At 45.9% G+C, this 23984-nt stretch carries 22 protein-coding genes and 1 rRNA gene; 1 reads left to right on the top strand and 22 read right to left on the bottom strand.

Features of this window, described 5'->3' with window-relative positions; all coding sequences use genetic code 11:
* The 21 genes from BLR88_RS02410 to BLR88_RS02315 form a co-directional block, all read right to left on the bottom strand.
* Positions 1 to 174 (bottom strand): 16S ribosomal RNA (locus tag BLR88_RS02410); the annotation flags it as partial.
* Between the two features lie 496 nt (positions 175 to 670).
* On the bottom strand, positions 671 to 2947 hold the full coding sequence (locus tag BLR88_RS02405; RefSeq protein ID WP_057899580.1) for a YcdB/YcdC domain-containing protein: 2277 nt from the start codon (positions 2945 to 2947) through the stop codon (positions 671 to 673).
* Between the two features lie 187 nt (positions 2948 to 3134).
* On the bottom strand, positions 3135 to 4283 hold the full coding sequence (locus tag BLR88_RS02400; RefSeq protein WP_057899581.1) for a D-alanyl-D-alanine carboxypeptidase family protein: 1149 nt from the start codon (positions 4281 to 4283) through the stop codon (positions 3135 to 3137).
* The gene (locus BLR88_RS19305; protein ID WP_162265041.1) at positions 4252 to 4566 is read right to left on the bottom strand and encodes a hypothetical protein; all 315 of its coding nucleotides are present in this window, start codon (positions 4564 to 4566) and stop codon (positions 4252 to 4254) included. The genes BLR88_RS02400 and BLR88_RS19305 overlap by 32 nt, the downstream gene beginning before the upstream one ends.
* Before the next feature lie 8 nt (positions 4567 to 4574).
* Entirely contained in the window at positions 4575 to 5450 is an 876-nt protein-coding gene (locus BLR88_RS02395) for an SDR family oxidoreductase (protein WP_057899582.1), read from the bottom strand.
* Between the two features lie 127 nt (positions 5451 to 5577).
* Positions 5578 to 6036 carry a pyridoxamine 5'-phosphate oxidase family protein gene (locus BLR88_RS02390; RefSeq protein ID WP_057899583.1) on the bottom strand — a complete coding sequence of 153 codons (459 nt, stop codon included), beginning with the start codon at positions 6034 to 6036 and terminating at the stop codon, positions 5578 to 5580.
* Positions 6037 to 6054: 18 nt separating this feature from the next.
* Positions 6055 to 6783, bottom strand: a complete 729-nt coding sequence (locus BLR88_RS02385; RefSeq protein WP_057899584.1) for an ABC transporter ATP-binding protein — start codon at positions 6781 to 6783, stop codon at positions 6055 to 6057.
* A complete protein-coding gene (locus BLR88_RS02380) occupies positions 6777 to 7562 on the bottom strand; it encodes an ABC transporter ATP-binding protein (RefSeq protein WP_057899585.1) in 786 nt (261 codons plus the stop codon). The genes BLR88_RS02385 and BLR88_RS02380 overlap by 7 nt, the downstream gene beginning before the upstream one ends.
* Positions 7559 to 8641: a branched-chain amino acid ABC transporter permease gene (locus BLR88_RS02375; protein ID WP_057899586.1), complete on the bottom strand. Its 1083-nt coding sequence runs from the start codon at positions 8639 to 8641 to the stop codon at positions 7559 to 7561. The genes BLR88_RS02380 and BLR88_RS02375 overlap by 4 nt, the downstream gene beginning before the upstream one ends.
* Before the next feature lie 14 nt (positions 8642 to 8655).
* A complete protein-coding gene (locus BLR88_RS02370) occupies positions 8656 to 9537 on the bottom strand; it encodes a branched-chain amino acid ABC transporter permease (protein WP_091259835.1) in 882 nt (293 codons plus the stop codon).
* 112 nt (positions 9538 to 9649) lie between these two features.
* Positions 9650 to 10840, bottom strand: coding sequence for an ABC transporter substrate-binding protein (locus tag BLR88_RS02365; RefSeq protein ID WP_057899588.1), 1191 nt, complete (start codon positions 10838 to 10840; stop codon positions 9650 to 9652).
* Between the two features lie 33 nt (positions 10841 to 10873).
* Entirely contained in the window at positions 10874 to 11854 is a 981-nt protein-coding gene (gene hpaD / locus BLR88_RS02360; protein ID WP_057900396.1) for a 3,4-dihydroxyphenylacetate 2,3-dioxygenase, read from the bottom strand.
* An 82-nt stretch (positions 11855 to 11936) separates the two neighbouring features.
* The gene (hpaB, locus tag BLR88_RS02355) at positions 11937 to 13412 is read right to left on the bottom strand and encodes a 4-hydroxyphenylacetate 3-monooxygenase, oxygenase component (RefSeq protein WP_057899589.1); all 1476 of its coding nucleotides are present in this window, start codon (positions 13410 to 13412) and stop codon (positions 11937 to 11939) included.
* Between the two features lie 122 nt (positions 13413 to 13534).
* Positions 13535 to 15049, bottom strand: coding sequence for a 5-carboxymethyl-2-hydroxymuconate semialdehyde dehydrogenase (gene hpaE / locus BLR88_RS02350; protein ID WP_057899590.1), 1515 nt, complete (start codon positions 15047 to 15049; stop codon positions 13535 to 13537).
* The gene (locus BLR88_RS02345; protein WP_057899591.1) at positions 15030 to 15821 is read right to left on the bottom strand and encodes a fumarylacetoacetate hydrolase family protein; all 792 of its coding nucleotides are present in this window, start codon (positions 15819 to 15821) and stop codon (positions 15030 to 15032) included. The genes hpaE and BLR88_RS02345 overlap by 20 nt, the downstream gene beginning before the upstream one ends.
* The gene (gene hpaI / locus BLR88_RS02340) at positions 15818 to 16741 is read right to left on the bottom strand and encodes a 2,4-dihydroxyhept-2-ene-1,7-dioic acid aldolase (RefSeq protein ID WP_057899592.1); all 924 of its coding nucleotides are present in this window, start codon (positions 16739 to 16741) and stop codon (positions 15818 to 15820) included. Before hpaI ends, BLR88_RS02345 begins: the two co-directional genes overlap by 4 nt.
* Before the next feature lie 96 nt (positions 16742 to 16837).
* Positions 16838 to 17518: a GntR family transcriptional regulator gene (locus tag BLR88_RS02335; RefSeq protein WP_057900397.1), complete on the bottom strand. Its 681-nt coding sequence runs from the start codon at positions 17516 to 17518 to the stop codon at positions 16838 to 16840.
* A 195-nt stretch (positions 17519 to 17713) separates the two neighbouring features.
* Positions 17714 to 18214 carry a cyclic pyranopterin monophosphate synthase MoaC gene (gene moaC / locus BLR88_RS02330; protein ID WP_057899593.1) on the bottom strand — a complete coding sequence of 167 codons (501 nt, stop codon included), beginning with the start codon at positions 18212 to 18214 and terminating at the stop codon, positions 17714 to 17716.
* 5 nt (positions 18215 to 18219) lie between these two features.
* Positions 18220 to 19221 carry a GTP 3',8-cyclase MoaA gene (moaA, locus tag BLR88_RS02325; RefSeq protein WP_057899594.1) on the bottom strand — a complete coding sequence of 334 codons (1002 nt, stop codon included), beginning with the start codon at positions 19219 to 19221 and terminating at the stop codon, positions 18220 to 18222.
* A 798-nt stretch (positions 19222 to 20019) separates the two neighbouring features.
* Positions 20020 to 20922 (bottom strand): DMT family transporter, encoded by a 903-nt coding sequence (locus tag BLR88_RS02320; RefSeq protein WP_082706075.1) that lies wholly within the window; start codon positions 20920 to 20922, stop codon positions 20020 to 20022.
* A gap of 47 nt (positions 20923 to 20969) precedes the next feature.
* A complete protein-coding gene (locus tag BLR88_RS02315) occupies positions 20970 to 21857 on the bottom strand; it encodes an aspartyl/asparaginyl beta-hydroxylase domain-containing protein (protein ID WP_057899596.1) in 888 nt (295 codons plus the stop codon).
* A gap of 317 nt (positions 21858 to 22174) precedes the next feature.
* Here BLR88_RS02315 and BLR88_RS02310 point away from each other — a divergent pair, with 317 nt between their 5' ends.
* Positions 22175 to 23197: a ThiF family adenylyltransferase gene (locus tag BLR88_RS02310; protein ID WP_057900398.1), complete on the top strand. Its 1023-nt coding sequence runs from the start codon at positions 22175 to 22177 to the stop codon at positions 23195 to 23197.
* A 94-nt stretch (positions 23198 to 23291) separates the two neighbouring features.
* Here BLR88_RS02310 and BLR88_RS02305 read toward each other — a convergent pair whose 3' ends face one another.
* Positions 23292 to 23978 carry a hypothetical protein gene (locus BLR88_RS02305; protein WP_057899597.1) on the bottom strand — a complete coding sequence of 229 codons (687 nt, stop codon included), beginning with the start codon at positions 23976 to 23978 and terminating at the stop codon, positions 23292 to 23294.
* Between the last annotated feature and the right edge of the window lie 6 nt (positions 23979 to 23984).

The raw sequence follows: 23984 nt of genomic DNA, 5'->3' as shown, positions 1-23984 counted from the left end.
GTATTAGCTCCGGTTTCCCGGAGTTATCCCGGTCGTACAGGCAGGTTGCCTACGTGTTACTCACCCGTCCGCCGCTAACCTCAGGAATGCAAGCACTCCATCGGTTCGCTCGACTTGCATGTATTAGGCACGCCGCCAGCGTTCGTCCTGAGCCAGGATCAAACTCTCCAAAAAAGTTGAAGGTTGATACGCAAGCTCGTAAGCTAGCTCATAAAGAAAGAATGTTTTTCGGGCCCCATAAAAGTGCCTGAAATCAACTTTGAAGCTGACCTTCACTTTCATGGGATATTTACCTCGCACACAAACGAGTGTCACTGTTCAGTTTTCAAGGAACTTCTGTTTCTATCACTTTTTATCAGTGACTTTTATATTTTATTACATCCCTGATAAAATTACAAGCATTTTTTAACTTAATTTAGGGATGTTTATTTTCTGGATATAAAAGCTATTTTTTCGAATCGACAAGAGAAAATATATCACGATTCTTACGTAAAAGCAATTACTTTTTTATATAAATAAAACTGGAACAAGGTTGTCTCATAGGATACTAACGACATAAAAACAAATGCTGTATTTTGCCGCCGTTCATTTCCCCGAATTTCAACGGTGAACCAGCCCCGGAAAAAGACAACAACAGTCTGGCGCCAAAACCAACGCCAGACTGTCGCTCTTAGTCAGCAAACAATTCTTTTGTTTGTAAATACCGGTATATTGCTACTGCTGCTTCCGCTTTCGTCACCTGGCGTGCAGGTTCAAACTCGCCTTTGGAATTCGCTTCCATGATATGAAGACGAGTAACAAGGGCAGCGTTTCCTCTTTTCTGAATCGCAGCCTCATCTTTGAATTTGCTTTCAAATACTCCCTCTTTCGCTGCCAGTTTGTCGTATCCCAATCCCCTGACAATCAGTTCCGCCAAAAATTCACGGGTGGCCGGCTCATTCGGGCGCAGCATTTTGTCTTCTCTCGACAGCAAGCGATTTTGCAAAGCCCATTCTGCCGCCTGTCTATACTCGCTTTCTTCCTTAACATCCGAGAAGAAAGAGTCTTGCTGCGGGTTGTAATAATCGTACGGTTGGCGCGCTGCTATGTAAAACACTTTCAGCAATTCTCCGCGAGTCAGTTTTTGATCCGGGTTTACTTTACCATCCTTTACTTCAAGCAGATTTGCATCCACCATCTCCTGCAATTCTTTTTGAAGCGGATGACCGGCAATATCGGTCACAGGTTGCGTAGAATCATTGATTTTCTGAATACCATCTGATTTCCATTCTCCGGTTTTTGCATCCAAATAGCTTAAGCCTGCATCATCTGTCTGCCCTTTTGTTTTTATGCTGATCTGGTATACAGGCTTCGCTTTCCGGATTTGATCAGCTGAAAGAGAGAAAAACGGGGGGAATGTATAATAGCCAAGCTCCGCTTTCAATAAAGACATAATCTTCTTTTTCGCCTGCTCAGGGGAAATTATAGTACCGATATCCGGAAGCTCAGATTTGGACCAGTTCATATTGTAATTCACAATTTCTCCCGTCTCGGCGTCTACAGTAACCGTCGCTCCTTCTCCCACTACCCGGATCCCATTTTCCTTGCGTACGAATGAAACGTCATAACTCATAATTTTGTTTGTGTCTGTTCCGAAATAATTTGGAGAAGCTTCCATCGTATACAGGTTACTCAAACGTCCCGGAAGCACCTTTCTAACAAAAGCCTCCGCTGTTTTTTCCGCCTGTTGTGCTGTCACATTCACCTTCACTTGCTCCGGCTTTTCCATTTTCATGCCGTATCTTGTATCATACCGATTTAAGCTGATTAATTCCCCAGTCTGCGCATCTAACGATACATAAATGTGCTTGTCAGAACCGTCTTTACTCTGCCAAAAAAGCTCCCATATTTTCCTTTCATAAGGAGAAGTTTCTTCGCGGTAGCTTCTTTGCTGAATTTCTAGAGATTTATCAACTAAACCCAATTCTTTTACTTTTTCTATTGCTCCCGCTTCATTCAAGTGCATATTGGCGGGAGGAGAAGTCGGACTCGTGGAAAGTACGCTTTTCAATCCGGAAGCGCTCGTCAGCTCTTTCCCATCTACCATGGAAAGCTGTTTGCCTGTTTTTGCGTCAATAATAAAGTTCGGAATGACACTGTATGTGTCATTTGACGTTTTTAATTTTGGCGCATATGCAAGCGCAATCTTTCCGCCCGGACGTGATCCATTCGGCAAATAAGCCAGTTCCAGTTCTAAATCTCGCTCAACACTTTGCAAAATCTCAGCTTCACTCTTTATGCCTTTATTGCTCTCAAACTGTAGCTTATTATGCCAGTTAAATTCCAGCCTCTGCAGCTTTCCTCTCTTGTCGTATGTAAAGCGTACGCCCTGGTCAAATACCGGGATTCCGTCATGCTGACGCGTAAAAACAAGCGTATTCTCCATGCCAGAAACTCCACGTTTGAAACTGTCCAGCGATGTCTCATCAAATTTTAGTTCATTCGCATATGCACCATAATGCTTGGAAACAAATGCCTTCGCTTCCGTTAGCAAATTTGCCGTATCAATCTTGCCCGGTAAAACATTCCTCCGTTCCATATCGCGCGACCAACGATCCATGCCTAGTATCGTTCCATCTTGTGCATCAATCAAAATGTTAATATGGCCGTAATCGTCTCCCGGTTGCCCCAAATTCCAGGATAAGTGCCAAAGCGTACGACCTATCGCTTTATTGTTTTCTAATTCTACTTGGTCGTTCCTGTACCCAGCTGGAATGGATATCACCGTTTGTGCAATGCGCAGCGCCTCTTCACGCGAGATTTTCGCTGTTTTTATCGGTTGTGATTGGACGAAAGGTGTTGCTGAATCCGCTTTGACCTCTGCTGCCATTACGTTGTAAGGCAATATCCCGCCCGCGATGAGGGATACCGCCAGCAAAGAACTTGTCCACTTCTTTTCTTTTTTCATGCTTCTTCCTCCCTCTTATTTTTTCACTAATATTGACGAGCACATATGAGAATTAGTTCCATATTTTTTAAATTTTTTCCTTGATTGATCATTGATCTCTGCAATCAAACAACATACATGTTTTCCTTATTCATTACATATTACAAAAAAACTTGTCCCTATAATATTTATAGAGACAAGCGAGAAATTAGACCTGTTTTTTCTTTATTAACAAAATCACCATCCAGCACATGAAAAAAATCATCAATCGCCAGAAACACAACATCAAAAATTCGGGTAAGCTTTGATATTTATCTCCGGACGAACTGATCTTCTCCATCTTTCTATCGGGATCCGCGATTTGGAGATGTTGTTCCCTCATAAGTACCGATGGATACTCTCTTACCACTCCGGAATCAGTTTCAACAATTAGACCGTCTGCTCCGTTTACATGGACGCGAAAATGATCCTCTTTTGGAATGGAAGCGTAAACGTTTTGTCTGATCCGGTAACGTTCTCCGCCTTCCGAAATCTTTGCACCTGCCTGTAGCACAGGAACGGTTTTATAATTTTTAAATCCGTAATCAAGCAGTTTGATCGCGTCTTTATAAATTTGCCTGTCACCATCCGCTTTCATTAACACGGCGATAAATTCCGTCCCTTCGCGCTCGGCTGACGCTACAAGCGTAAACCCTGATTGAGTGGTATACCCGTTTTTGACACCGTTTGCTCCCTGATAAGATACAAGCATTTTGTTATGATTGATCAGCTTGCTCTTCCATTCTTTTCCTTCCCACGGTTTTACCCGCGTCCGGACGATTTGTCGAAACTTTTCATTTTTCATTGCATGGGCCGTAATTTTGGCCATATCGGAAGCGGTTGTTATATGGTCTTCTTCATACAAACCGCTCGGATTGGTAAAATGGGTATGATGCGCTCCGACCGAAGCAGCAAATTCATTCATTCGTTGACTAAACGCCGCAACGCTTCCGTCAATATGTTCAGCAATTGCCACAGCAGCGTCGTTTCCCGAATTCAGCAAAAGACCGTATACTAAATCTTCAAGCCGTTTTTGTTCTCCTTCAGCCAGAAAAATCCGCGTCCCTTCCGCTTCACGCGCATTTCGAGACACCACTACGTTATCGTTAAGCCGCCCATATTCCAAAGCAATAATGCCGGTTACGATCTTTGTAATACTGGCTGGTGCCATTGCGCGATCCGCGTTCTTTTCATATAACACATCCCCAGAACGTGAATCAACAAGGATAGCCGATTCGCTGTTCAAAGTTAAATGGTTCGCTTCTTCCGTCGCGCCGACACTTCTTTCAGATGCTGCAAACGAGCAATTTACCGGCAAAAGCAGCAGTATTATTAATAATAGACAGGGAAAGCTTCTGACTGTGCAGAATGTAACATAAAATATCGCAAATATTTTCATGCGAATTATTATAAATCATAGGAAAAGGTTGAAAAAGGAGCAGAAAGATATAAATTTCACTAGGATAACTTGCTGCAATAACAAAGAGTGCCGAAAAGCAAATGATGGGACACCCTGGGTCTGGTGTCCCATCGTAAATCTGCTTCTCCGACAAACAAGCTGGAATATTTTCTTGTGGAGCCGTAAAAACCGGACGATACATTTCCCGCGTTATCCATTCACAATAATCCCGCCATTGACATGAATCATTTGCCCAGTAATGTAAGAAGAGTCATCCGAAGCAAGAAATACATAGCTTGGTGCCAGCTCCTGCGGTTGACCCGGACGCCGCATAGGCGTGTCTTTGCCGAACTTCTCCACTTTATCCGGTGGGAATGTCGAAGGAATTAGCGGAGTCCAAATTGGCCCCGGCGCCACACCGTTTACCCGGATGCCTTTGTTAACAAGCGACTGAGACAGAGAACGGGTAAACGTAACGATTGCCCCTTTAGTAGAAGAGTAGTCGATTAGTAACGGATGGCCCTTATAGGCGGTAATTGAAGCCGTGTTGATAATTGAACTCCCAGGTTTTAAATGCTTCAACGCCGCTTTCGTTAAATAGAACATGGAAAAAATATTTGTCTGAAACGTCCGATGCAACTGCTCCGATGTAATATCTTCGATGCTGTTCTGCACATGCTGCTCAGCCGCATTGTTTACAAGAATATCCAAGCGACCAAACTCGTTAATGACCTGCTGAACCGCATTCTGACAAATCTTCTCATCGCCGACGTCGCCAGCTATGAGCAAGCCTCTGCGCCCTTCCTCTTCTACTTGACGCTTCGTTTCTTCCGCATCGCTATGCGCTTCTAAATACATAATGCACACATCCGCCCCTTCTTTGGCGTACGCGATGGCAACCGCGCGCCCGATGCCGCTGTCTCCTCCCGTAATGAGCGCCACTTTGCCTGCTAACTTGCCGCTGCCTTTATAGTTATAGTCCTCCGCATTTGGCCGTGGAGACATTTTCGATTCAATATCTGGCTGAAGATATCCGTGTTGTGGAGCCATTGACGTCAATGTATCTGCCTGTTTTTGTTCTGCCATCATAAGCCATCCTTTCTTTCTTGCGTATTCTTGCAAAAACCATCACATTATATGTTGTTCCCGTTCTGTGCCCATATGAACCAAAAAAAGCGAAACCGTTTCGGCTTCGCTTTTTCCAGCATTCTTCTTATTTAAGCATCGCGGTATATACTTGTTCGTCCAATGCTTTCGCTTTTTCTAGGTCATACGTTTTTTCAAATTTCGGTTCCTGGGTAATTTTTGCGCCCCAGAACATGCTGTCATAAACGGCAGAGATATCAACCTCAATCTTTGCGAGCGGCATAGCCACACCTTCCATCTTTTCTTCCAGGATCGTGCATTTACCAACGATGGAATAAACCGTTTCCAGACCAATGACACACAGGGTAACACGCGGGTTCGCTTTCACGTTCGTAACGATGCGGGAAGAGTTCGTAACGGAAAAGCGAACTTTGCTTTCGGATGGCGCTTTCACCCAGGAAATCGCGTTAACGGTAGGCGTCTGTGTCTCCGCGTCTACCGTACTTAAGAGCACAAGCGTTTCTTCATTGAGCAGGGCCATTTGTTGTTCTGTTAAAGTTGTAGGCGCTTCCGTTTTCTTTGCCATGATAACCACTCCTTTGTATTACATCGCTTTTTTGCCTTTGCCGAGATAGGCGTCGCGCACCGCTGGGTTCTCCGCTACTTCCTGCGCGGCTCCGCTGATAACAATCTGTCCCCTCTCCAGTACACAAGCATAATCCGCGATGCCGAGCGCCGCTCTTACGTTTTGTTCTACCAGAATAATAGTCGTTCCGAATTCTTGTTTCAATTGCTGTAAAATTTCCATGATGCTTTTAACGATAAGCGGAGCAAGCCCGAGCGACGGCTCATCAAGCATAAGAAGTTTCGGATTCGCCATCAACCCTCTCGCAATGGCAAGCATCTGCTGTTCTCCCCCGCTCAGCAAACCGCTCGGGCGATCTAGCATTGACTGAAGCCGCGGAAAAAAGTGCAACATTTTTTCATAATCGCGCAACACTTGTTGCCTGTCGCGTCTAAAGCGGTGATAGGAACCGAGAATGAGATTGTCTTTTACTGAAAGAGAATCGAAGATTTGCCGCCGTTCCGGAACAAGAGCGATTCCTTTCGCAACAACCTGCTCGGCACGCAACTCTGAAATATCTTCGCCTTCGAAAACAATATTTCCTGCTTGCGGAGCATAAATACCCGCAAGCGTTCCGAGCAACGTGCTTTTGCCAGCGCCGTTCGAACCAACAATCGCCAGAGTCTCGCCTTTTTGCAGCGAAAAATGAATGCCGCGCAGCACGTGAAGGTACCCGTGATACGTATGCAAATTCGTTACTTCTAACATTCCAAACCCCCCTCATCTCCCAAGTAGGCCGCGATGACACGCGGATCATTATAGATTTCCTCCGGAGTTCCTTCCGCAATTTTGCCTCCGTAATCAAGCACAACAATCCGGTCGGCGGTCGACATCACGGTTTCCATGTCGTGCTCCACAAACAGAAACGTCATACCTTTATTTCGCATTTTTAAAATAACATCTACCAATTCACGTGACTCTTCTGGATTAAGACCTGCCATTGGCTCATCGAGTAAGATAAGTTTCGGGTCCGCAGCAACTGCGCGCGCAATCTCGACAAGTCGCTGGTTACCGTATGGAAGCATAGCCGCGCTTTCATACGCTTTATGCGCCATCCCGACAGCTTCGAGATATTCCAGCGCCTTTTCCAACATCGTCCGTTCTTCTCTTGCCACCTGCGAAAGGCGAAACCCTGCGCCAAGCAAACCGGTTTTACCACGGATGTGCATGCCGGTCATCACATTTTCAATGACCGACATATTGTCGAAAATTTGCAGATTCTGAAATGTGCGTGTAATTCCCATCTGTGCGATTTCAAACGTTTTTTTTCCGATAAGTTCCTGGCCGTAAAAACGAATGGAACCTGACGTAGCGGGAAGGATAGCCGTAATCATATTAAAAAGCGTCGTTTTGCCGGCGCCATTCGGCCCGATAACAGCGACGATTTCCCCAGGAAAAATGTCAAATGAAACATCATGTACTGCCATAACACCGCCGAAGCTTCTGGTCAGATTGCGCACTTCAAGCAATGGTGCTGCCTGGTTCATCTTTCACCACCTCCGACCATGCTCACCTGAACTTCCTTCTCGTCTTCAAGTTCCATGTGCGCATTCCTGCTGTTCTGACCGCCGCTGTCCTTTTTTCTCCTAAGATTCTTCCATGTTTTAGAAAGTGCCGGTACAAGTCCTTCTGGCATGTAAATCAGAAGAGCTACTAACAATACCCCAAAAAAAACAATCTCGAATTCACCGCTTGCATTGCTCATGACAAGCGGGATCACCTCTTTCAGCCCTTCGCTTAAAAAAACGAATACAGCTGCACCAACCATACCGCCCCATATGCTCGCCATGCCGCCGATAATCACCATAATGAGGAAATGAATCGACGCCATCGCCTCAAATAGCTGCGGGCTAATGAATGTAACATAATGCGCGTACAGACTGCCAGCGACCGCGGCATATACAGCGCTCATCATAAACACTTGCAACTTGTATTTCTGGGTGTTGACGCCAAGAGCGCTGGATGCAGTCTCACTGCCATGAATGGAACGGAGCGCACGACCAACGCGCGATTGAATCACGTTGCGTGCAAACAAAATACTGCAAATCGCAAGCGGCCAAACAAGATAGTAGTAAGCGAAATCAGTCGTAAATTCAAAACCGAAAATTTCAAGCGGCGGAATGCCGAAAAATCCATCCAATCCTCCGGTTAACCCTTTGAGCTGCTTAAAAAAAATAAACACAATGACACCAAATCCAAGCGTGGCCAGCGACAAATAATGTTCAGTGAGCTTCAATGTCGGCACCCCGACAATATACGCAATGATGAGCGCCACGAGCGCGCCGGCAGCGATCCCGGCAAGGGCAGGCATTCCCATCTTGGCCGTCAAAATCGCTGATGTGTAAGCTCCTACACCGTAAAAAGCCGCATGGCCAAGCGAGATTTGGCCGGCATATCCCATAAGCATAGACAATCCCGTTCCCACAATCGTATAAAACCCGATCAATACCATCATGCCCAAAAAATAAGGGGATGGAATCAAGAAAGGCAGGGCCAGCAAAACGAACGTAAGAACAAGCGGCCCCTTGAGGCTGCGGCTGTAAATCAGCTTGATATTTGTTTTCATCACGCATCCTCCTTCTACACCCGTTTTCCAGAAGATTTGGCCAAAATGCCGTTTGGCAACAGGAACAGTACGAGCAACAAGATGCCGAAACTTACTGCATCTTTAAATCCTGTCGTCCATAATCCTTCTGTGAACGCTTCCAAAAGTCCGATAATCATCGCACCAAGAATCGCCGCTGGAGCGTTGGATAAACCACCGATTACCGCGGCGATGAACGCTTTGATTCCGAGCATCAATCCCATGTTGTACGTCGCGCCGGAAATCGGCGCGATAATGATCCCGGCAAGAGCACCGAGACCTCCACTTACACTGACGGAAATAAGCGACATCTTCTCCGGCCTAATTCCCATCAACCTTGCCGCGAAACGGTTAACAACACACGCGGTAACCACTTTGCCAATGAACGTCTTTTCAAAAAATATATACATACAAACAAGACTAATGACCGAAATGCCGATCGCCCACAAGCTTTGCGGCTGAATAATTGCCCCCCCAAGGTTAAAAGCGTCTCCCGCTGTTAACGGAATGAGATGATACGGATCCGTCCCCCAAATAAACAAGGCAATACCGCGCAGCGCGATGGATACGCCGATCGTAATAATAATTAGCGTCGGAACGCTCGAATGGCGCGCCGGATAAATCGCTACGCGCTCAAACATAGCAGCAATCATAACAACTGCCACAATGCTCAGTAAAATTGCAAGTAAATAAGGCATCCCTGTCCCTACAAGCGAAATGCAAATCAACGCCCCAAACATAGCGAACTCTCCTTGTGCGAAATTGAGGACGCCTGTAATGTTGTATATAATAACAAAACCGATCGCAATCAAAGCGTAGATGCTGCCAATGGTCAACCCGGAAAAAAGCAGCTGAACAATTTGGCTCATGTCTCCCATGTATGATTCACTTCCTTGTCTACTTATTTACGCTATCCGTCCGACCGTATGAAAATAAAGGCTGGTTCCTCCCACGTAACGGCCAGAGAGCGAATCAGCCTCCTGTGCTTTTCTAGTTGTCTTTTAACGTCCACTTTCCGTCTTTAATTTCAATAATGGCAAGCGAATCAGACTGCAAACCGTTATGGTCTTCCACGGACATATTGAATGTCCCGGTAATGCCTGTAAAATCTTTGGTGCCTGTTTCAATGGCCGCACGAATTTTTTCCGGATCATCTCCTGCCGCTTTAATGGCAGCAATTAAAATTTCAAACGCATCCCAGGCATGGCCACCAAATGTGCTCGGTGCATAGTTGTATTTTTCTTGAAATATTTTCATATACGTTTCAAGCACCGGCTTTTGCTTGTTGTCGGCTGGAACCTGATCCACAACGAGCAGGCGGCCTGCCGGGAAGATGACACCGTTTGCTGCTTCACCCGCAAGTTCGATAAATTTCTTGTTTCCAATACCGTGAGATTCGATAATTGGCACCTGAATACCAAGCTCCCGCACATTTTTTGTTACTATTGCCGACTCCTGAGCGGTTCCCCAGATCACAATCGCCTGTGGATTTTTTTGCTTTACACGTGTCAGCATCGGCTTCGCATCATTAACTGTAGCTTCAAACACTTCTGAGCTGACAATTTCAATGCCTGCATCTTTCGCCAACGTCACAAATTCTTCTTTTCCACTTGAACCGTAAGGATTATCTACACTTAGCCACGCCACTTTTGTAAGATTTTGAGATTTTAAGTATTCAACGACGCGCGGAATGACAACATCATCGCCTTGCGCGGTTTTAAACACATACTTTTTCACCGGCTTATTAATATTTTTGCTGGCCGCGACCGAGATAAACGGAATTTTCGCTTTTTCCGCCTGCGGAATCATCGCCAGCGAATTTCCGGATATCGTTCCCCCGATAACGGCTACCACTTTATCCTGTTCAATCAGCTTCTTAATCGCTATGACCGCTTCGTTCTGGTCAGACTTGTCATCATAGGCGACCACTTCGATTTTCCGCCCATTAATGCCACCTTCCGCATTCACTTTATCCGCCATCATTTTCAGCGTATCCATCTCCGGTTTGCCAAGAGAAGCCGCGCTTCCGGATGCCGAGAATACGCCGCCGATCTTAATCGGCTCACTGTTTTCCGACGCCTTTTTGTTTTGGTCGGCGTTCGTTTCGCTGCTTTTGCCCGCGCATCCCACAATAGAAAATGCGAATATCAGACTCAATATAAGAACAAATAACCTCTTCACGGCAAAAGCTCCCCTCTTCGTTTATTATTTCTATTATTTTGTCACTTTTTTGGATACCGGTTCCTTCACTTCCACTAACTCCCCTGTCAGGATATTCTGGACGAGCATCGCTTCTTTTTTCCACGTTTGCGGCGGCTCCGTACCCCAGAATGTCGCGCGCTGCGGATCTTCCAGATGCCATTTGATCGGTTCCCAATCCGGATCATTCGTAAAATAATCACCTGTATAAAGCTCAAGCCTGTGTCCGTCCCAATCACGCACATAGACAAAAAATGCATTGGATGTACCATGACGACCCGGGCTCCGCTCAATATGTAGCGCGTAGCCAGAAGCGGCCAGATAATCGCAAGCGTCCAGGATCGTTTTGGCGTCATCCACCCAGAAACCAATATGGTGTAGGCGCGGCCCGCGTTCGTTAACCAGCGCCAAATCATGTACGCTCGGCTTCCGGTGAAGCCAAGAGGCCCAAAGCCTTTCGTTTTCAGCTGAGCCCACCACCGTGTACTCGGAACATTTAAACCCTAATTCTTCCATATACCACTTATGAATGCAATAAATATCTGTCACCAAACAATTAGCGTGATCAATTCTCTTAATTTTAGCGCCTGTATGTTGATTAAATTTTTGCAGCATGCGCTCCGCTTTTTCCATCTCAAAGAAAAATTCCACTGGAAACCCTGCAGGGTCCTGGATACGAAGAGCGCGCCCTTGCCCACGTTCTTCGTCTTTTTCCACCCAGCGCATCGGCAAATTTTGAGCCTGAAAAAATGCTTCCAGTTTGTAAAGCTCCTCTTCGGAACCAACGCGATAAGCGATATGATTCAAACTTGGCGTATCGGCTTTTGTTAGCACTAGGCAATGGTGATTTCCATCTTCAATCGCCCGCAAATAAATATGGTTACTATCCGCTTCCGTTTCGATAAACCCAAGTGCATTCACGTAAAAATCGCGCGCTCTCTCCAAATCCGTCACATTAAATTCGGCGTGAGCCAAACGGATAATGTCAAAACCGATCACGCTTTCATTCCTCCTTTTTTAAAGAGGACTAGCGAAAAGACGAATCAGCTTTTCACCAGCCCTATAAAACGCTTACATTTTACACTTTAGTATAATTTCGAGTCGATTTTTTCACCCGGTTGAGAAACTCTTTGACCATTGCTTTATAAGGCTCTTTGTTGTATATGTCATAGTACACATTCGACATGCGAACCGGATCGCCGAAGAAATAATATTCGTACAACGCCTGGCGCGAGCCGAACGCGCTCATGGAAATATCCCAAGCAAGGCGGAACAGTTGAACGCGTTCATAACCGTCAATGTTGGCTCCCTGGGTGTAACGGTGCACAAGATGGCCAATTTCCTCGCTGTTAAAGTCTGCTTCTGTCGGAATAGCCATCAAACCAGACGCTCCGAGAATGCGGATAATTTCTACCATGCGCTGGTATATTTTCGGATACCAGTTGCGAGCGGCGTTAAGTGGCGCAAAATCCGGCGTCATATTGCCGTACTTGTCGATAGCGGCGTTTTGTTCTGCGCGGTACAGGTGAGAACGCATCGTTTCAAGCACAATCATGATTTCGGCCGCTTTTTCCTTGACATGCTGAAATTGTTCGATACCGATGGCATCAATAATGCTCAGCACAACGCCAAGAACAAATTCTGTCTTGGCTGTGTTTTTCGCCACGACCTGGTGAGTCATATGAACGACGGCATTCGTCTCCACATACGTTCGGTTGCAAATATCCGTACTTTCACAAACAAATACGCGGTTCCAAGGTACCAATACATTCTCAAACACTACAATTGCATCACTCTCGTCAAAGCGGGCGCCTAGAGGATGATCCCATTGATTTCTCCCATAGTCAAAGGACTCACGGCAAATAAATTTCAGCCCCGGCGTATTGTTCGGAATCGCAAACGCGAACGCGTACGGATCATCTTTGGAACTGCCTTTATTAAGCGTGGACGGAAACACAACAATTTCGTCCGTGACCCCGCCCAGCGTAGCGAGTAGACGGCAACCATTAATTACGATACCATCCGCGTTTTTCTCCGTAATACGGGCTGATAAATATGGATCTTTTTGCTCGGACTGGATTTTGGAGCGATTAGCCTGCGGATGGATCAATGTATGGGTAAGACTAATATCGTTCTCCCGACAATATTCGTAATAGCTGCGCGCGTTTTCGCCGAAGCGAGGATCGGCCTGCGCGAAAAAAGACGACGCCGTACCGAACGCCATAATGCTTGTATTCAAATAATCAGGGGAACGCCCCATCATTCCACCCGAATAATGCGCCCACTCCGTAATCATTTCGCGGCGTGCCATTAAATCTTCTTTCGTTTTCGGCTCGATGAACGACAGGCCGACTTTGTCTCCCGTCGTAGGAGATGTGTAAAGCATTTTATCTGCTTTTTCATGCTGAAGATCATACAGATTTACCATGCTTTGAACGATATTGCGAAAGGCTGGATGCTCCGTTATTTTTTCTACTTTTTGTCCATGAATCCATATGTTGTTTTTCGCCGCCTCCAGCGCCTCCAAATACTGCTTGCCTGTGCGTGCCGGCATGACTCATCCTCCCCGCTTTTAAATTTATATACATGAGTATCGTGATAAGGGGATAAGATGCTTATCTATCAAGTCTAAGGCATATAGCTCCGCACCATCTCTATCCCCTATCCTTCCGTTTATCACTTAGCGACTATTCCCGTCCGTTCTTCCTTCTTTTTACCGAACTGTGGAATCGGATGCTCACCTATTGCTACATGAATCACCTGGGTCTCCGTGTAAAATTCAAAGCTATAATGACCACCTTCCCGGCCAATACCGCTCGCCTTGGCGCCACCGAACGGAATCCGCAAATCTCTCACATTCTGCGAATTTATCCATACCATGCCACTCTCTATTCCCTGAGCCAGGCGATGCCCTCGTTTCATGTCGTTCGTCCAAACATACGCGGCAAGACCATATTTTACATCGTTCGCCATCTGTAGTACTTCCGTTTCTTCTTTAAACGGAATCACTGCCAAAACCGGCCCAAAAATCTCCTCTTGGACGACGCGCATACGATTCGTACAATTAAGAAGCAACGTGGGCGCTATATAGTTTCCTGTCGAACATTCAGCTGGAACGATACCACTTATAACCTCAGCGCCTTCCGCCTGGGCAAGGGCAATGTAGCTAGTTACATGTTCCCAGTGTTTGCGATGAATGAGCGGCCCAACCTCAGTTGCCGGATCCATCGGATCACCCACTATAATGTTGGCCACCCTTTCCTTTAGCGCATCGACGAATTGGTCATAAATTTTCTCCTGCACAAACAAGCGGGAATTTGCGGTACAACGCTCACCGTTAAAGGAATAGATTCCCCAAACAACCGCATCTAACGCTCGCTCCAAATCCGCATCTGCAAACACGATCGCAGGCGATTTTCCGCCTAACTCCATCGAGCAACGTTTGAGCGTATCCGCGCCATTTTTAATAATTTCAGATCCGGTTTTCGTCTCACCGGTAAAAGAAATAAGCTGAACATCAGGATGCGCAACGAGCGCGGCGCCCGCGGTTTCCCCGAACCCATGCACAACATTAAATACACCCGGCGGTAGGCCCGCTTCGTGGACGATCTGAGCAAGCTTATTCGCCGTCAGTGGTGACCACTCGGCTGGCTTAAGCACGCAAGTATTGCCTGTAGCAAGTGCCGGAGCCACTTTCCATGTCGCCAGCATGAACGGCGCATTCCACGGCGTAATCAGTCCGGCTACACCCACCGGCTTATGAATCGTATAGTTGATAAACGAACTGTCGACTTGATACGCTTCGCCTACCATGCGGCTTTTCACCATCTCGGCATAGAAGCGAAAATTTTCCGCGGCACGCGCCGCCTGCTTCTTCGTCTGGCTAATGGGAAGCCCCGTATCGAGCGATTCAAGATAGGACAATTCTTCCGCGTTTGCTTCAATCAAATCTGCAATACGTACAATATATTCCAACCGCTTCGCTACACCCATTGTGCGCCATGGCCCTTCGTCGAATGCCTGGCGTGCCGCCTGCACCGCGAGATGAATGTCTTCCGCTTCCCCTTCGGCTACTTCATTTAGCGTTTCATTTGTAGCTGGATTCATGTTTTGAAACAATTTGCCGGACGTTCCCTCAACGAATTTTCCGCCAATATAGTGCGGTACCCGTTCAACGTTGTACTTGCTCACAAGTCTCACCCCCGGTCGAAACCTTCGTCCTCCCGTCCAACACAGGATTTTCCAGCGAACCCAACCCGTCAATTTCGAGGCGCATCGTATCTCCCGGACTCACATGGGAGATGCCTTTCGGAGTTCCTGTCAGCAGTACATCACCCGGCTCCAACGTCATAAAAGAACTGACGAACTCAATAATATCTGGAATCGAGTACATTAAATCTTTTGTATTACCGCGTTGGCGGAGCTCGCCGTTCACATACGTGCGAAGTTCCAAGTTTTCCACATCCGGCACATTTTCCTTCTCCACGAAATACGGTCCCATCGGCCCAAACGTATCGTGCCCTTTCGCCCGAACCGGTGGACGGTAGAAATTGTTGACAAAATCCCGAACGGTCACATCGTTAATAATTGTATAACCGCTTACATGATCATACGCATAGGCATGCTTGATATTTCTTCCACCTCTGCCGATAACAACGGCCAGTTCATTCTCATAATGCATATATGTAGCTCCGTTCGGATAGTATACCGGAGCCTTGTGACCAACCAGGGAACTGTTCGGTTTGATAAACAACACCGGCTCCGCTGGCTTCTCCAAGCCAAGTTCTTCGGCATGATCCGCATAGTTAAGCGCGAGACCAATCATATGGTTGGGGGTAAGCGGCGGCAACCAGAATTGAACACTTTCCATCGAATATTCTTTTCCTGCTTGATCAATAATCACCTCTCCATCCACAATCCCTCTCACAATGCGACCTTCATGGAAAAATCGTGCATGTTTCATTCTTTCATTCCTACTTTCTCATCCAAGAGTCCGTAACTAATAAGCGTCTGCCTGATTTCTTGCTGCAATTCTACAGAAGGCGGTCCCATGGGCAGGCGGAGCGCCGGATTCATTTTGCCCATCATGCCGAGCGCGGTTTTCAAGGGGCCTGGGTTCGTATCTTTGAACAGTACATCATTAAGCGGCATCATTTTATAATGAAGGTCGATAGCCGCTTCCACTTCACCGGCCATCCATAGGTTGTAAAGATCGGCTACCTCTTTCGGCATCACGTTGGCGGTAGCGCTCACGTGTCCAGCTCCGCCAATGGCAAGCATCGGATAGCAAAGCAGCTCAATTCCGGAATACAACAGGAAATCGCGGCCACAATTCAACAATACCCTGTTCACATGCTCAAAATCTTTGTTTGATTCTTTTACACCAATGATATTTCGGCAATCTTCAGCAAGACGCGCCAACGTTTTTACTTCAAGATTGACCGCCGTACGTCCCGGAATGTTGTAAATGATAATCGGGATGTCTACCGAATCGGCGATCGTCTTAAAATGGTTGTACAGCGCCTGTTGGTTCGGCCGATTATAGTATGGAACAATTACCATCGCCGCATCGGCCCCCATTTCCTGCGCACGCTTTGTAAGATGCAGTGCTTCCGCATGGTTGGTGGAACCTGTGCCAGGCACGACCGGAACGCGACCAGCTGCCGTTTTGATGGCAGTTTCCATCACCAGTTCCCGCTCCTCAATCGTCAACGAGCTTGGCTCACCGGTAGTGCCCGTTACGGAGATACCATGTGTGCCGCTTGCGATATGCCATTCAATCAAACCTTTTAGCGCCTGAACATCCACATTCATTTGTTCGTCAAAAGGAGTGACAATCGGTGCGATAGAGCCACGCAGACGTCGTTTTGCCTCTTGATACATCTTTTCCATAGCCTCCTTAAGAAATAATATATTATTTGAAAATAATATGTTTTGCGAAAATTTATCATAAAAAAAATTACTTGCCTTAAAAATGAATCAAAATGGATTCTTTTTGGTGGCAAACAGTGAAGCTTTCCGATTTCTTAAGGCGCTGGCAGTGTTCAACTTATGCTGCCTTGCCATTTTTTCGATATCTTCGAACAGGGCACCCTCTTTCAGCATCTGAATGATGCGCGCGTGTTCTTCTACCGAATTGTGCGCGCGTTGTGGCACGAACGTAAAAGCAGAACGGCGGAGCGTATCCATTTTGCCCATTACCTTCTTTATTTCCTCTTTTAGGTACTGGTTGTCGCATTTCCTGTAAATGACGCAATGGAATTCACGGTTTAGCTCACCGAATGCTTCAAACTCGAACGCAAGCAACGCCTCTTTCATCTGTTCATTCAGCCGCTCAAGCTCGCTGATTTCATCAGGTGTAATGTGCGCTGCGCTCAGCGCGGTTGCGTATCCTTCCAGAATAGCCAATACGGAAAGTGTATCCACGTATTCGGTTTCATTGATCGTGCTAACGATGGCACCACTGTAAGGTTTATATTGAATAAGCCCTTCAGACTCTAACTGTCGAATCGCCTCCCTTACCGGAATGATACTTAACCCCAGCTCCTTCGCAATTTGATCAATGACTATTCGTTGGCCCGGCCCGAACGTGCCGTTAAGAATACCGGTACGCATGAAGTTGTAAGCATAGTGCGTTTTGCTCATTATGTTTTTCTTCATGTTTTTATCATATACAAAATCATATATGATTTCAATATATTTTCTAAAAAAATCATATATGATTTTCGGATGGTATCTCAAGACAAAAAAAGCGCCTTTCCTTAACTGGAAAAGACGCACGGGATGCTATACACCATCCTGTTTATAGGTCTTGCCTTTGGCTCCATTCATATGATTTGATCCCCCTGGTACCTTCTATTCAAACGCGAGAGCGACTCTGACGTTGCTCAAGAAATCGCCGCTCTTGCCGCCTGTTTTTGAGACTAGGTATGTCGGGCCAAGAATCATTTCTTTATCCATCGCCTTACACATATCATAGATGGTCAAACCGGCCACTGAAGCGGCGGTCAGCGCCTCCATTTCCACGCCGGTCTTACCTGTCGTCTTAACCGTTACCTCAATGTAAAGCGTATCTTTCCCATTATCAGAAAAACGGATATCCACACCCGTTAGCGCGAGCGGATGGCACATTGGAATCACATCTGACGTTTTCTTAGCCGCCATAATTCCGGCGACCTGTGCCACTGCCAGTACGTCCCCCTTGCCAATACGGCCTTCCTTGACACGGGACAGCGTCTCCGGCTTCATTGTCACCTGACTGCGAACAACCGCCGTTCTCTCTGTCACTTGTTTTCCCGTAATATCTACCATGCGAGCCCGCTGCTGATCATTAAAGTGTGTCAGCGATTCGTTCATCTACCTCAACCTCCTATTTGCGACATGCGGCGCACGGTCGGCTTGTGGGACTGTTCCTGCTTCATCAGCACCTGCGCCATCTCATGATTTTCAGGCTTCGCGTCAATTGCCCGCAAAAACAAATCCTGAATTGCGGCCTCATTTCCGATGAGCGGACGCACATTCCATTCGTCATCCCAATAAAGACAAGGCTTAATATTTCCATCAGCTGTCAAACGAAGCCGATTGCAATTGCCGCAAAAATGATCGCTAACCGGATGAATCAAGCCGAATGTCCCCACCGCTCCAGGCACCCGGTAATTTTCCGCCGGGCCATTGCCGTAAATATCCTCCGCCGGTTCATACGTCAATCCCATCTGCTTTACCCTTTCGAATACCGTTTCAAGCGAAAGGTACTTCGCGCGCCAACCATCATCAGCGTGTCCAATTGGCATATATTCGATAAAACGAACTTGTAGCGATTTATCCAGCGTCAGACGAATGAAGTCTTCGATTTCATCATCATTTTGTCCCTGCATGAGCACGACATTCAACTTCACCGGATGAAATCCTACACGCAGCGCGGCTTCCAAACCGTCAAGCACCCGTTTCAAGCTTCCGCCGCGCGTAATCAGCGCAAACCGTTCCGGTCTCAAAGAATCAAGGCTAATATTCACGCGGGTAACGCCTGCTTGCCGCAGCGCTTCCGCTTTTTGCGCAAGAAAAATCGCATTGGTTGTCAAGGCGATATCTTCAATGCCTGGGATGGCGGAAAGCATGGCGAGCAACTTTTCGATCTCTTTGCGTACAAGCGGCTCACCACCAGTAATGCGCAATTTACGCACGCCAAGCTTGGCTACGGCCGCCACCACCTCGGTAATTTCTTCGTAGCTTAGAATCCGATCCGCCGGTTCAAACTCCATTCCTTCCTCCGGCATACAATACACGCAGCGCAAATTACAGCGATCAGTAACAGAAATTCGCAAATAATCGTGGACGCGGCCAAATCTATCAACTAAAACTTTCATGAAGCTCGCATCTCCTTGCACCTAAATTTTGAAGTCTTATATATAAAAGCACTTCGAATTTTAGCAAACTACGCAAATTAACAATCGAAAAAGGTTGAATGTATATATTATACACATTTTCTTGATTATTCTCCTATTCGTATCGTGGTGAAATTGCAATGTGTCCGGTTTTAAACATACTCATAGTGGTAGAAGGAGCATCCGTCAAATTCGGTGCCATCAATCCATTAAAGACAACTGACAAACCTAATGATCTCAAGGGATTTCCGGATAGTTCGTTTATATTAACAGAATCGTATTTGGGATATTAACAGGATAATAAAAAGATTAATAAAAGATTGGTTTTGGATCTAAATAAAGATATCAAGGGTTTTATAAATTGTACCTTAGGTGGAAAAATAAGGATATAACTGCAATCTCTTTTATGAATGAACTTGGACTAAAAAACACCTTTTATCGCATTATAAAGGAATACGAAACCCCAAAATGAAAAATCTCCGAGACCTTATAAACATTAGACCATGTCTTAAAAACGATCTATGGGCCTTCTAGGGACCTCTTTTTTTGTCCAGAAGGCACTACATGAAGGAGCGGATGCGGAGGATATTCACCTCCGAATTTATGTTTTGCCTCCTGGACTGTTGTTTAGCAAATGGTATGTAACCTTTGGAGTGGTTACGTTCATTTTCAGATTGTAATTTACCCCGTTTTTGTGAAGCCAACCCTATCGGAAAAGTGAGTAATCACAAAGCCTTCCATCGTAGTCGCTTGTTTAAAAACCATAAATTCGCAAACAAATTATACGACCTTTCCTTGCCGATTGATTAGGAATAGACCGACAATAATAAACACCATTCCTAAACAAGCCACTAACGACAGTTGATTTTTAAAGATTATGTAATCCAGTAGTGCAGTGACAGGTGGGACACCATACAACAAACTCGTGACGTTTGTTAGATTTCCTTTTCGGATCATAAAGTACAATATCATTGAAGCTCCAACCGAAATAACAAAAGCCATCCAAAACAAACTAAAGAGAAAAGTGAAATTCCATTGAACGTGCCATCCTCCAAAAAACGGAAGAAGCATTAGGATCATCAAGAGGCCCCCAGAATATTGAATGGCCATGTTGATTGGTTGACTGATCTGAATTTGCTTTTGCATAAACGTACCGATCGTTATACAGACCAAACATAATATTGCACTTATTAAGCTGTATAGTGTGAAGTTTGGTTTTGAGATATTATCGGCAACGACTAGGATTAGTCCACTTAACCCTAAGAAAAGCCCCAACCACTGATAGTATCTAGTTTTGGTTTCCCCAAAAAAAGCCGTGATAATCGGTTGTGCCCCTAAGATGATGGCTAAGATTCCAGGCGACATGTGTTGATCTAGTGCGAAGAAATAAAAAATTTGGTATCCGGCTTGCAATAAAAGACCCGTAAGTACAATGTACCCCCACTCTTTCACTGTTTTCGGGTAAGTGGATCGGAGCATCAGACAAATCCCCCAGAGTAATGCCGTTGACAATAGAAAACGAAGAAATACGAACGTAAAAGCATTGGCATACTCTAAACCCAGTTTGACAAAGATCGCTCCACTGCTCCATGTTAAGATAAAACTTACGGGAACTATCCATTTCCAATTGCTTAACTCTTGTGAGGGTCTAGGTTGCAATTGAATATTCTTTTTCACTTTCATTCACCTCATTAAAAATGGGCTCTGTCTAAGACAAAGCCCATTTTAATTTATGCAGTTAGTTCTTTCCAGTCGTTAATGGAAAATCGCTCGCCCAAATCCCTTTTTTCAATCATGTACTTACGTAACTTTTGAGTCTTGTCCAAAAGCTCTTCCTTTCCGGAACGACGGGTAATCTCCTCTAGCCAGTCGTAAGCAGCGGATACTGGAACATCCTTATAGAAGTGAATCTTAGACAACATAAATAAAACATCTTTGAAATTGTATTTATCAATGATTTGCGAAAGGGACTGGATCATGTGTTCAACGGCCTCCGGCTTTAATTGTTCCCTTTTCGCAATAGTTGGCTTGATCTGTTCGTTGTAAAGCGCTTTGTTGGTAAAAATCTCGGACGGGTGGAAATCACCTGGAAATGCAAAATCAAGGCAGAGGAAAATCCGACTTTCGGTAGAGAAATTCACGGCAGCATGATCGATAGCCGCATCTAAAAACCAAATCTCTCCCTTTTTCATTTGAAACACATTATCCTCATCCGAATGGAAAGCGTGCTGATTATCTTCGAGAGGAACAAACACTCGAAAATATTGATTTTTCGGTTTGTTAAGCTCGACAAAATCCTTGTGAGGAATAACCATTCCATCAATTAGGTTCCTGGTACGAACCATTTTCAGGTACTCTAAATTAAAGTTTTCAGTGACGAGTTTGCTAATGTATGGAAGTTGCCGACCATACTCAGTTTGTTTTGCTGGATAGTCGAAATCGCGGTACATAGTATCAGTAGCATCTTGACTTGCGTTCCACAACGAGTTGTTAATCCAGACTCCGGTCCCAAACTCATCGTATTCCTCTGAAATTCTCGGAAATCCTTTAACTATTTCTAAATCCTTCTGCAACTGGGTGTCGTCCAACTCAATCTTACCAAAGATGTAAGATGGCATTCTTGGCCTTCTCTCCTTAAGTTGTCAAATGATTTCCAATGCAATACCAATATTATCAAATTATAAAAATATTTTCAAGATAGTTTTTTTTATAATTTTTCAATGAAGCAATTTATATATAAGGGGTAATTTTCGATTAGGAGTCGCCTAAAACGTATGCTATAATCATGCTAGAACGAACGACTTCAAAGCGAGGGTAATCGTAAGGAGATTCCTGTATGTTGCTTATCGTTCGGCTAAAACATACAAATCACTTGCCCCCACCTTTAAGCGAAGCACAAGTGGCGGGTAATTCATTGATAGGAGCATGCCCGAGTATGGATACGCGTTATTCACGACAATTGCTATTTGCCCCAATCGGAAAAGAAGGCCAAAAGAAACTGGGCGCAAGCCGAGTCGCCATCGTTGGCGCGGGCGCGCTTGGCGCGGTGCTTGCTAACCACATGGTTCGGGCCGGCGTCGGGTTCGTGCGCATTATTGACCGCGACTTCGTCGAACCGAGTAATTTGCAGCGGCAGATGCTATACGATGAAGAAGACGCGGCAAACCACCTTCCGAAAGCCGCAGCGGCAGCGGAAAAATTAAAAAAAGTAAACAGCGAAGTTATCATCGATCCGGTTATTGCTGACGTAACAGCTGTGAACGCTGAGGAACTGCTGGCCGACTGCGATTTGATTTTGGACGGTACCGACAATTTCGCCATTCGGTTTCTAATCAATGACGTAGCCGTCAAACACAACATTCCTTGGGTATACGGCGGCGCGGTAAGCGCGAAAGGTATGTTTGCAACCATTCGCCCGCACGTGACTCCCTGCCTGCGATGCTTGATTCCTGAGCCGCCAAGCGGCGGAGAAACATGTGATACAGCGGGCGTGATCGGTCCGATTATTCATATTGTCGCTTCCTACCAAGCTGTCGAAGGGCTAAAAATACTCGTAGGCGATCAAAAACATCGTAACCCGCACCTCGAGCATATGGAAATTTGGCGCAATTTCCATACCCGTATAAACCTGACGGATAAGAAAAATCCAGACTGTCCCGCTTGTGGAAAAGGTGTGTTTGAATTCCTTGATCTGTCCGGTAAAGAAGATACATTTACATCGCTGTGTGGTCGCAACAGCGTCCAAATTAGCCCGACGCGTGACCGACACGTCAATTTGGACGAGCTCATGGAGCGGTTTACTCCGCTCGGCAAAGTCGAACGGAACAAGTTTCTACTTCGCTTTCATGTCGATAACCATTATATTCTCGTTGTATTCCCGAACGGACGTGTCGTCGTGCAAGGCACCGATGACATCACAATTGCCCGTTCTCTCTATGCCAAATATATAGGAGCATAAGAAGAACTCGCGGATAAAAAGGGACGGCCGCTTTATGTCACTGCTAAAAAACGAGGAGCGAAACGTAAACCGAACGTTTTCGCTGCCTCGTTTTTTACTGATATATTCTTAGTGCTTTAATGCCATGTTGCTGCATGAATAAACGCCATGACCATTGGCTGTTGTTTTCTTTTTTGCTTCGTTCAAAATCAGCTTCCAAGCTCTGCTTAATGAGAGGAATCCGTTCTTTGGGAATCAATGCATACGGCCCAATAAACCGGTGAATAAATCCAACCTTGGCCAAGCGGGCAAATAGGTATTGCCCGACCATAAATTCGCTACGTACCTGTTCCCTCTCACCAAGTGCCACATCCATTGTTTCTTCCGCCCATATATCGTCGACCCGATACCCTTCCTCCCACGCTTCTATCACGCGATATATAGAAGGATACGCGGCCATCCAGCGCGCTGCAAGATGAAGCTCCTGCTCAGACAAATCCGCGTTCTCTTCCATCAAATATTTCTCAATGATCCGTTCGCCTTTAATATTCTGGTACTCAAGCAATAGCCATATACCGTACTGCGCTTCCCAGAACGGAATAAGCAACGCCTCGGAAGGAAGGGTAAGCTTGCTCCGAAACACATGCTTGGCCCGCACTTTCTCACGTAAATTCAGCGTCCGGCACGCGTACTCATGCATCTTCTCCATCAGCCGTTCATGCATCTCGTTAAACGCCCGCTGTTTCGCCTTCCGCTCGGCGAAAAAATCGACAAGAACCGACGATTCGCGTTCACTTGGCAAGACATT

Origin of the sequence: Aneurinibacillus thermoaerophilus (assembly GCF_900099925.1) — a bacterium.
In the GTDB taxonomy this organism is placed as follows: Bacteria; Bacillota; Bacilli; order Aneurinibacillales; family Aneurinibacillaceae; genus Aneurinibacillus; species Aneurinibacillus thermoaerophilus.
This window is presented reverse-complemented; position numbering and strand designations above follow the sequence as displayed.

Coding starts and splice junctions, on each gene's coding strand:
- BLR88_RS02405 (WP_057899580.1), bottom strand. CDS start 2,947: ATGAAAAAAGAAAAGAAGTGGACAAGTTCTTTGCTGGCGGTATCCCTC.
- BLR88_RS19305 (WP_162265041.1), bottom strand. CDS start 4,566: ATGTATCGTCCGGTTTTTACGGCTCCACAAGAAAATATTCCAGCTTGT.
- BLR88_RS02395 (WP_057899582.1), bottom strand. CDS start 5,450: ATGGCAGAACAAAAACAGGCAGATACATTGACGTCAATGGCTCCACAA.
- BLR88_RS02390 (WP_057899583.1), bottom strand. CDS start 6,036: ATGGCAAAGAAAACGGAAGCGCCTACAACTTTAACAGAACAACAAATG.
- BLR88_RS02385 (WP_057899584.1), bottom strand. CDS start 6,783: ATGTTAGAAGTAACGAATTTGCATACGTATCACGGGTACCTTCACGTG.
- BLR88_RS02380 (WP_057899585.1), bottom strand. CDS start 7,562: ATGAACCAGGCAGCACCATTGCTTGAAGTGCGCAATCTGACCAGAAGC.
- BLR88_RS02375 (WP_057899586.1), bottom strand. CDS start 8,641: ATGAAAACAAATATCAAGCTGATTTACAGCCGCAGCCTCAAGGGGCCG.
- BLR88_RS02370 (WP_091259835.1), bottom strand. CDS start 9,537: ATGGGAGACATGAGCCAAATTGTTCAGCTGCTTTTTTCCGGGTTGACC.
- hpaB (WP_057899589.1), bottom strand. CDS start 13,412: ATGCCGGCACGCACAGGCAAGCAGTATTTGGAGGCGCTGGAGGCGGCG.
- BLR88_RS02345 (WP_057899591.1), bottom strand. CDS start 15,821: ATGAAACATGCACGATTTTTCCATGAAGGTCGCATTGTGAGAGGGATT.
- hpaI (WP_057899592.1), bottom strand. CDS start 16,741: ATGTATCAAGAGGCAAAACGACGTCTGCGTGGCTCTATCGCACCGATT.
- BLR88_RS02335 (WP_057900397.1), bottom strand. CDS start 17,518: ATGAAGAAAAACATAATGAGCAAAACGCACTATGCTTACAACTTCATG.
- moaC (WP_057899593.1), bottom strand. CDS start 18,214: ATGAACGAATCGCTGACACACTTTAATGATCAGCAGCGGGCTCGCATG.
- moaA (WP_057899594.1), bottom strand. CDS start 19,221: ATGAAAGTTTTAGTTGATAGATTTGGCCGCGTCCACGATTATTTGCGA.
- BLR88_RS02320 (WP_082706075.1), bottom strand. CDS start 20,922: ATGAAAGTGAAAAAGAATATTCAATTGCAACCTAGACCCTCACAAGAG.
- BLR88_RS02315 (WP_057899596.1), bottom strand. CDS start 21,857: ATGCCATCTTACATCTTTGGTAAGATTGAGTTGGACGACACCCAGTTG.
- BLR88_RS02310 (WP_057900398.1), top strand. CDS start 22,175: ATGGATACGCGTTATTCACGACAATTGCTATTTGCCCCAATCGGAAAA.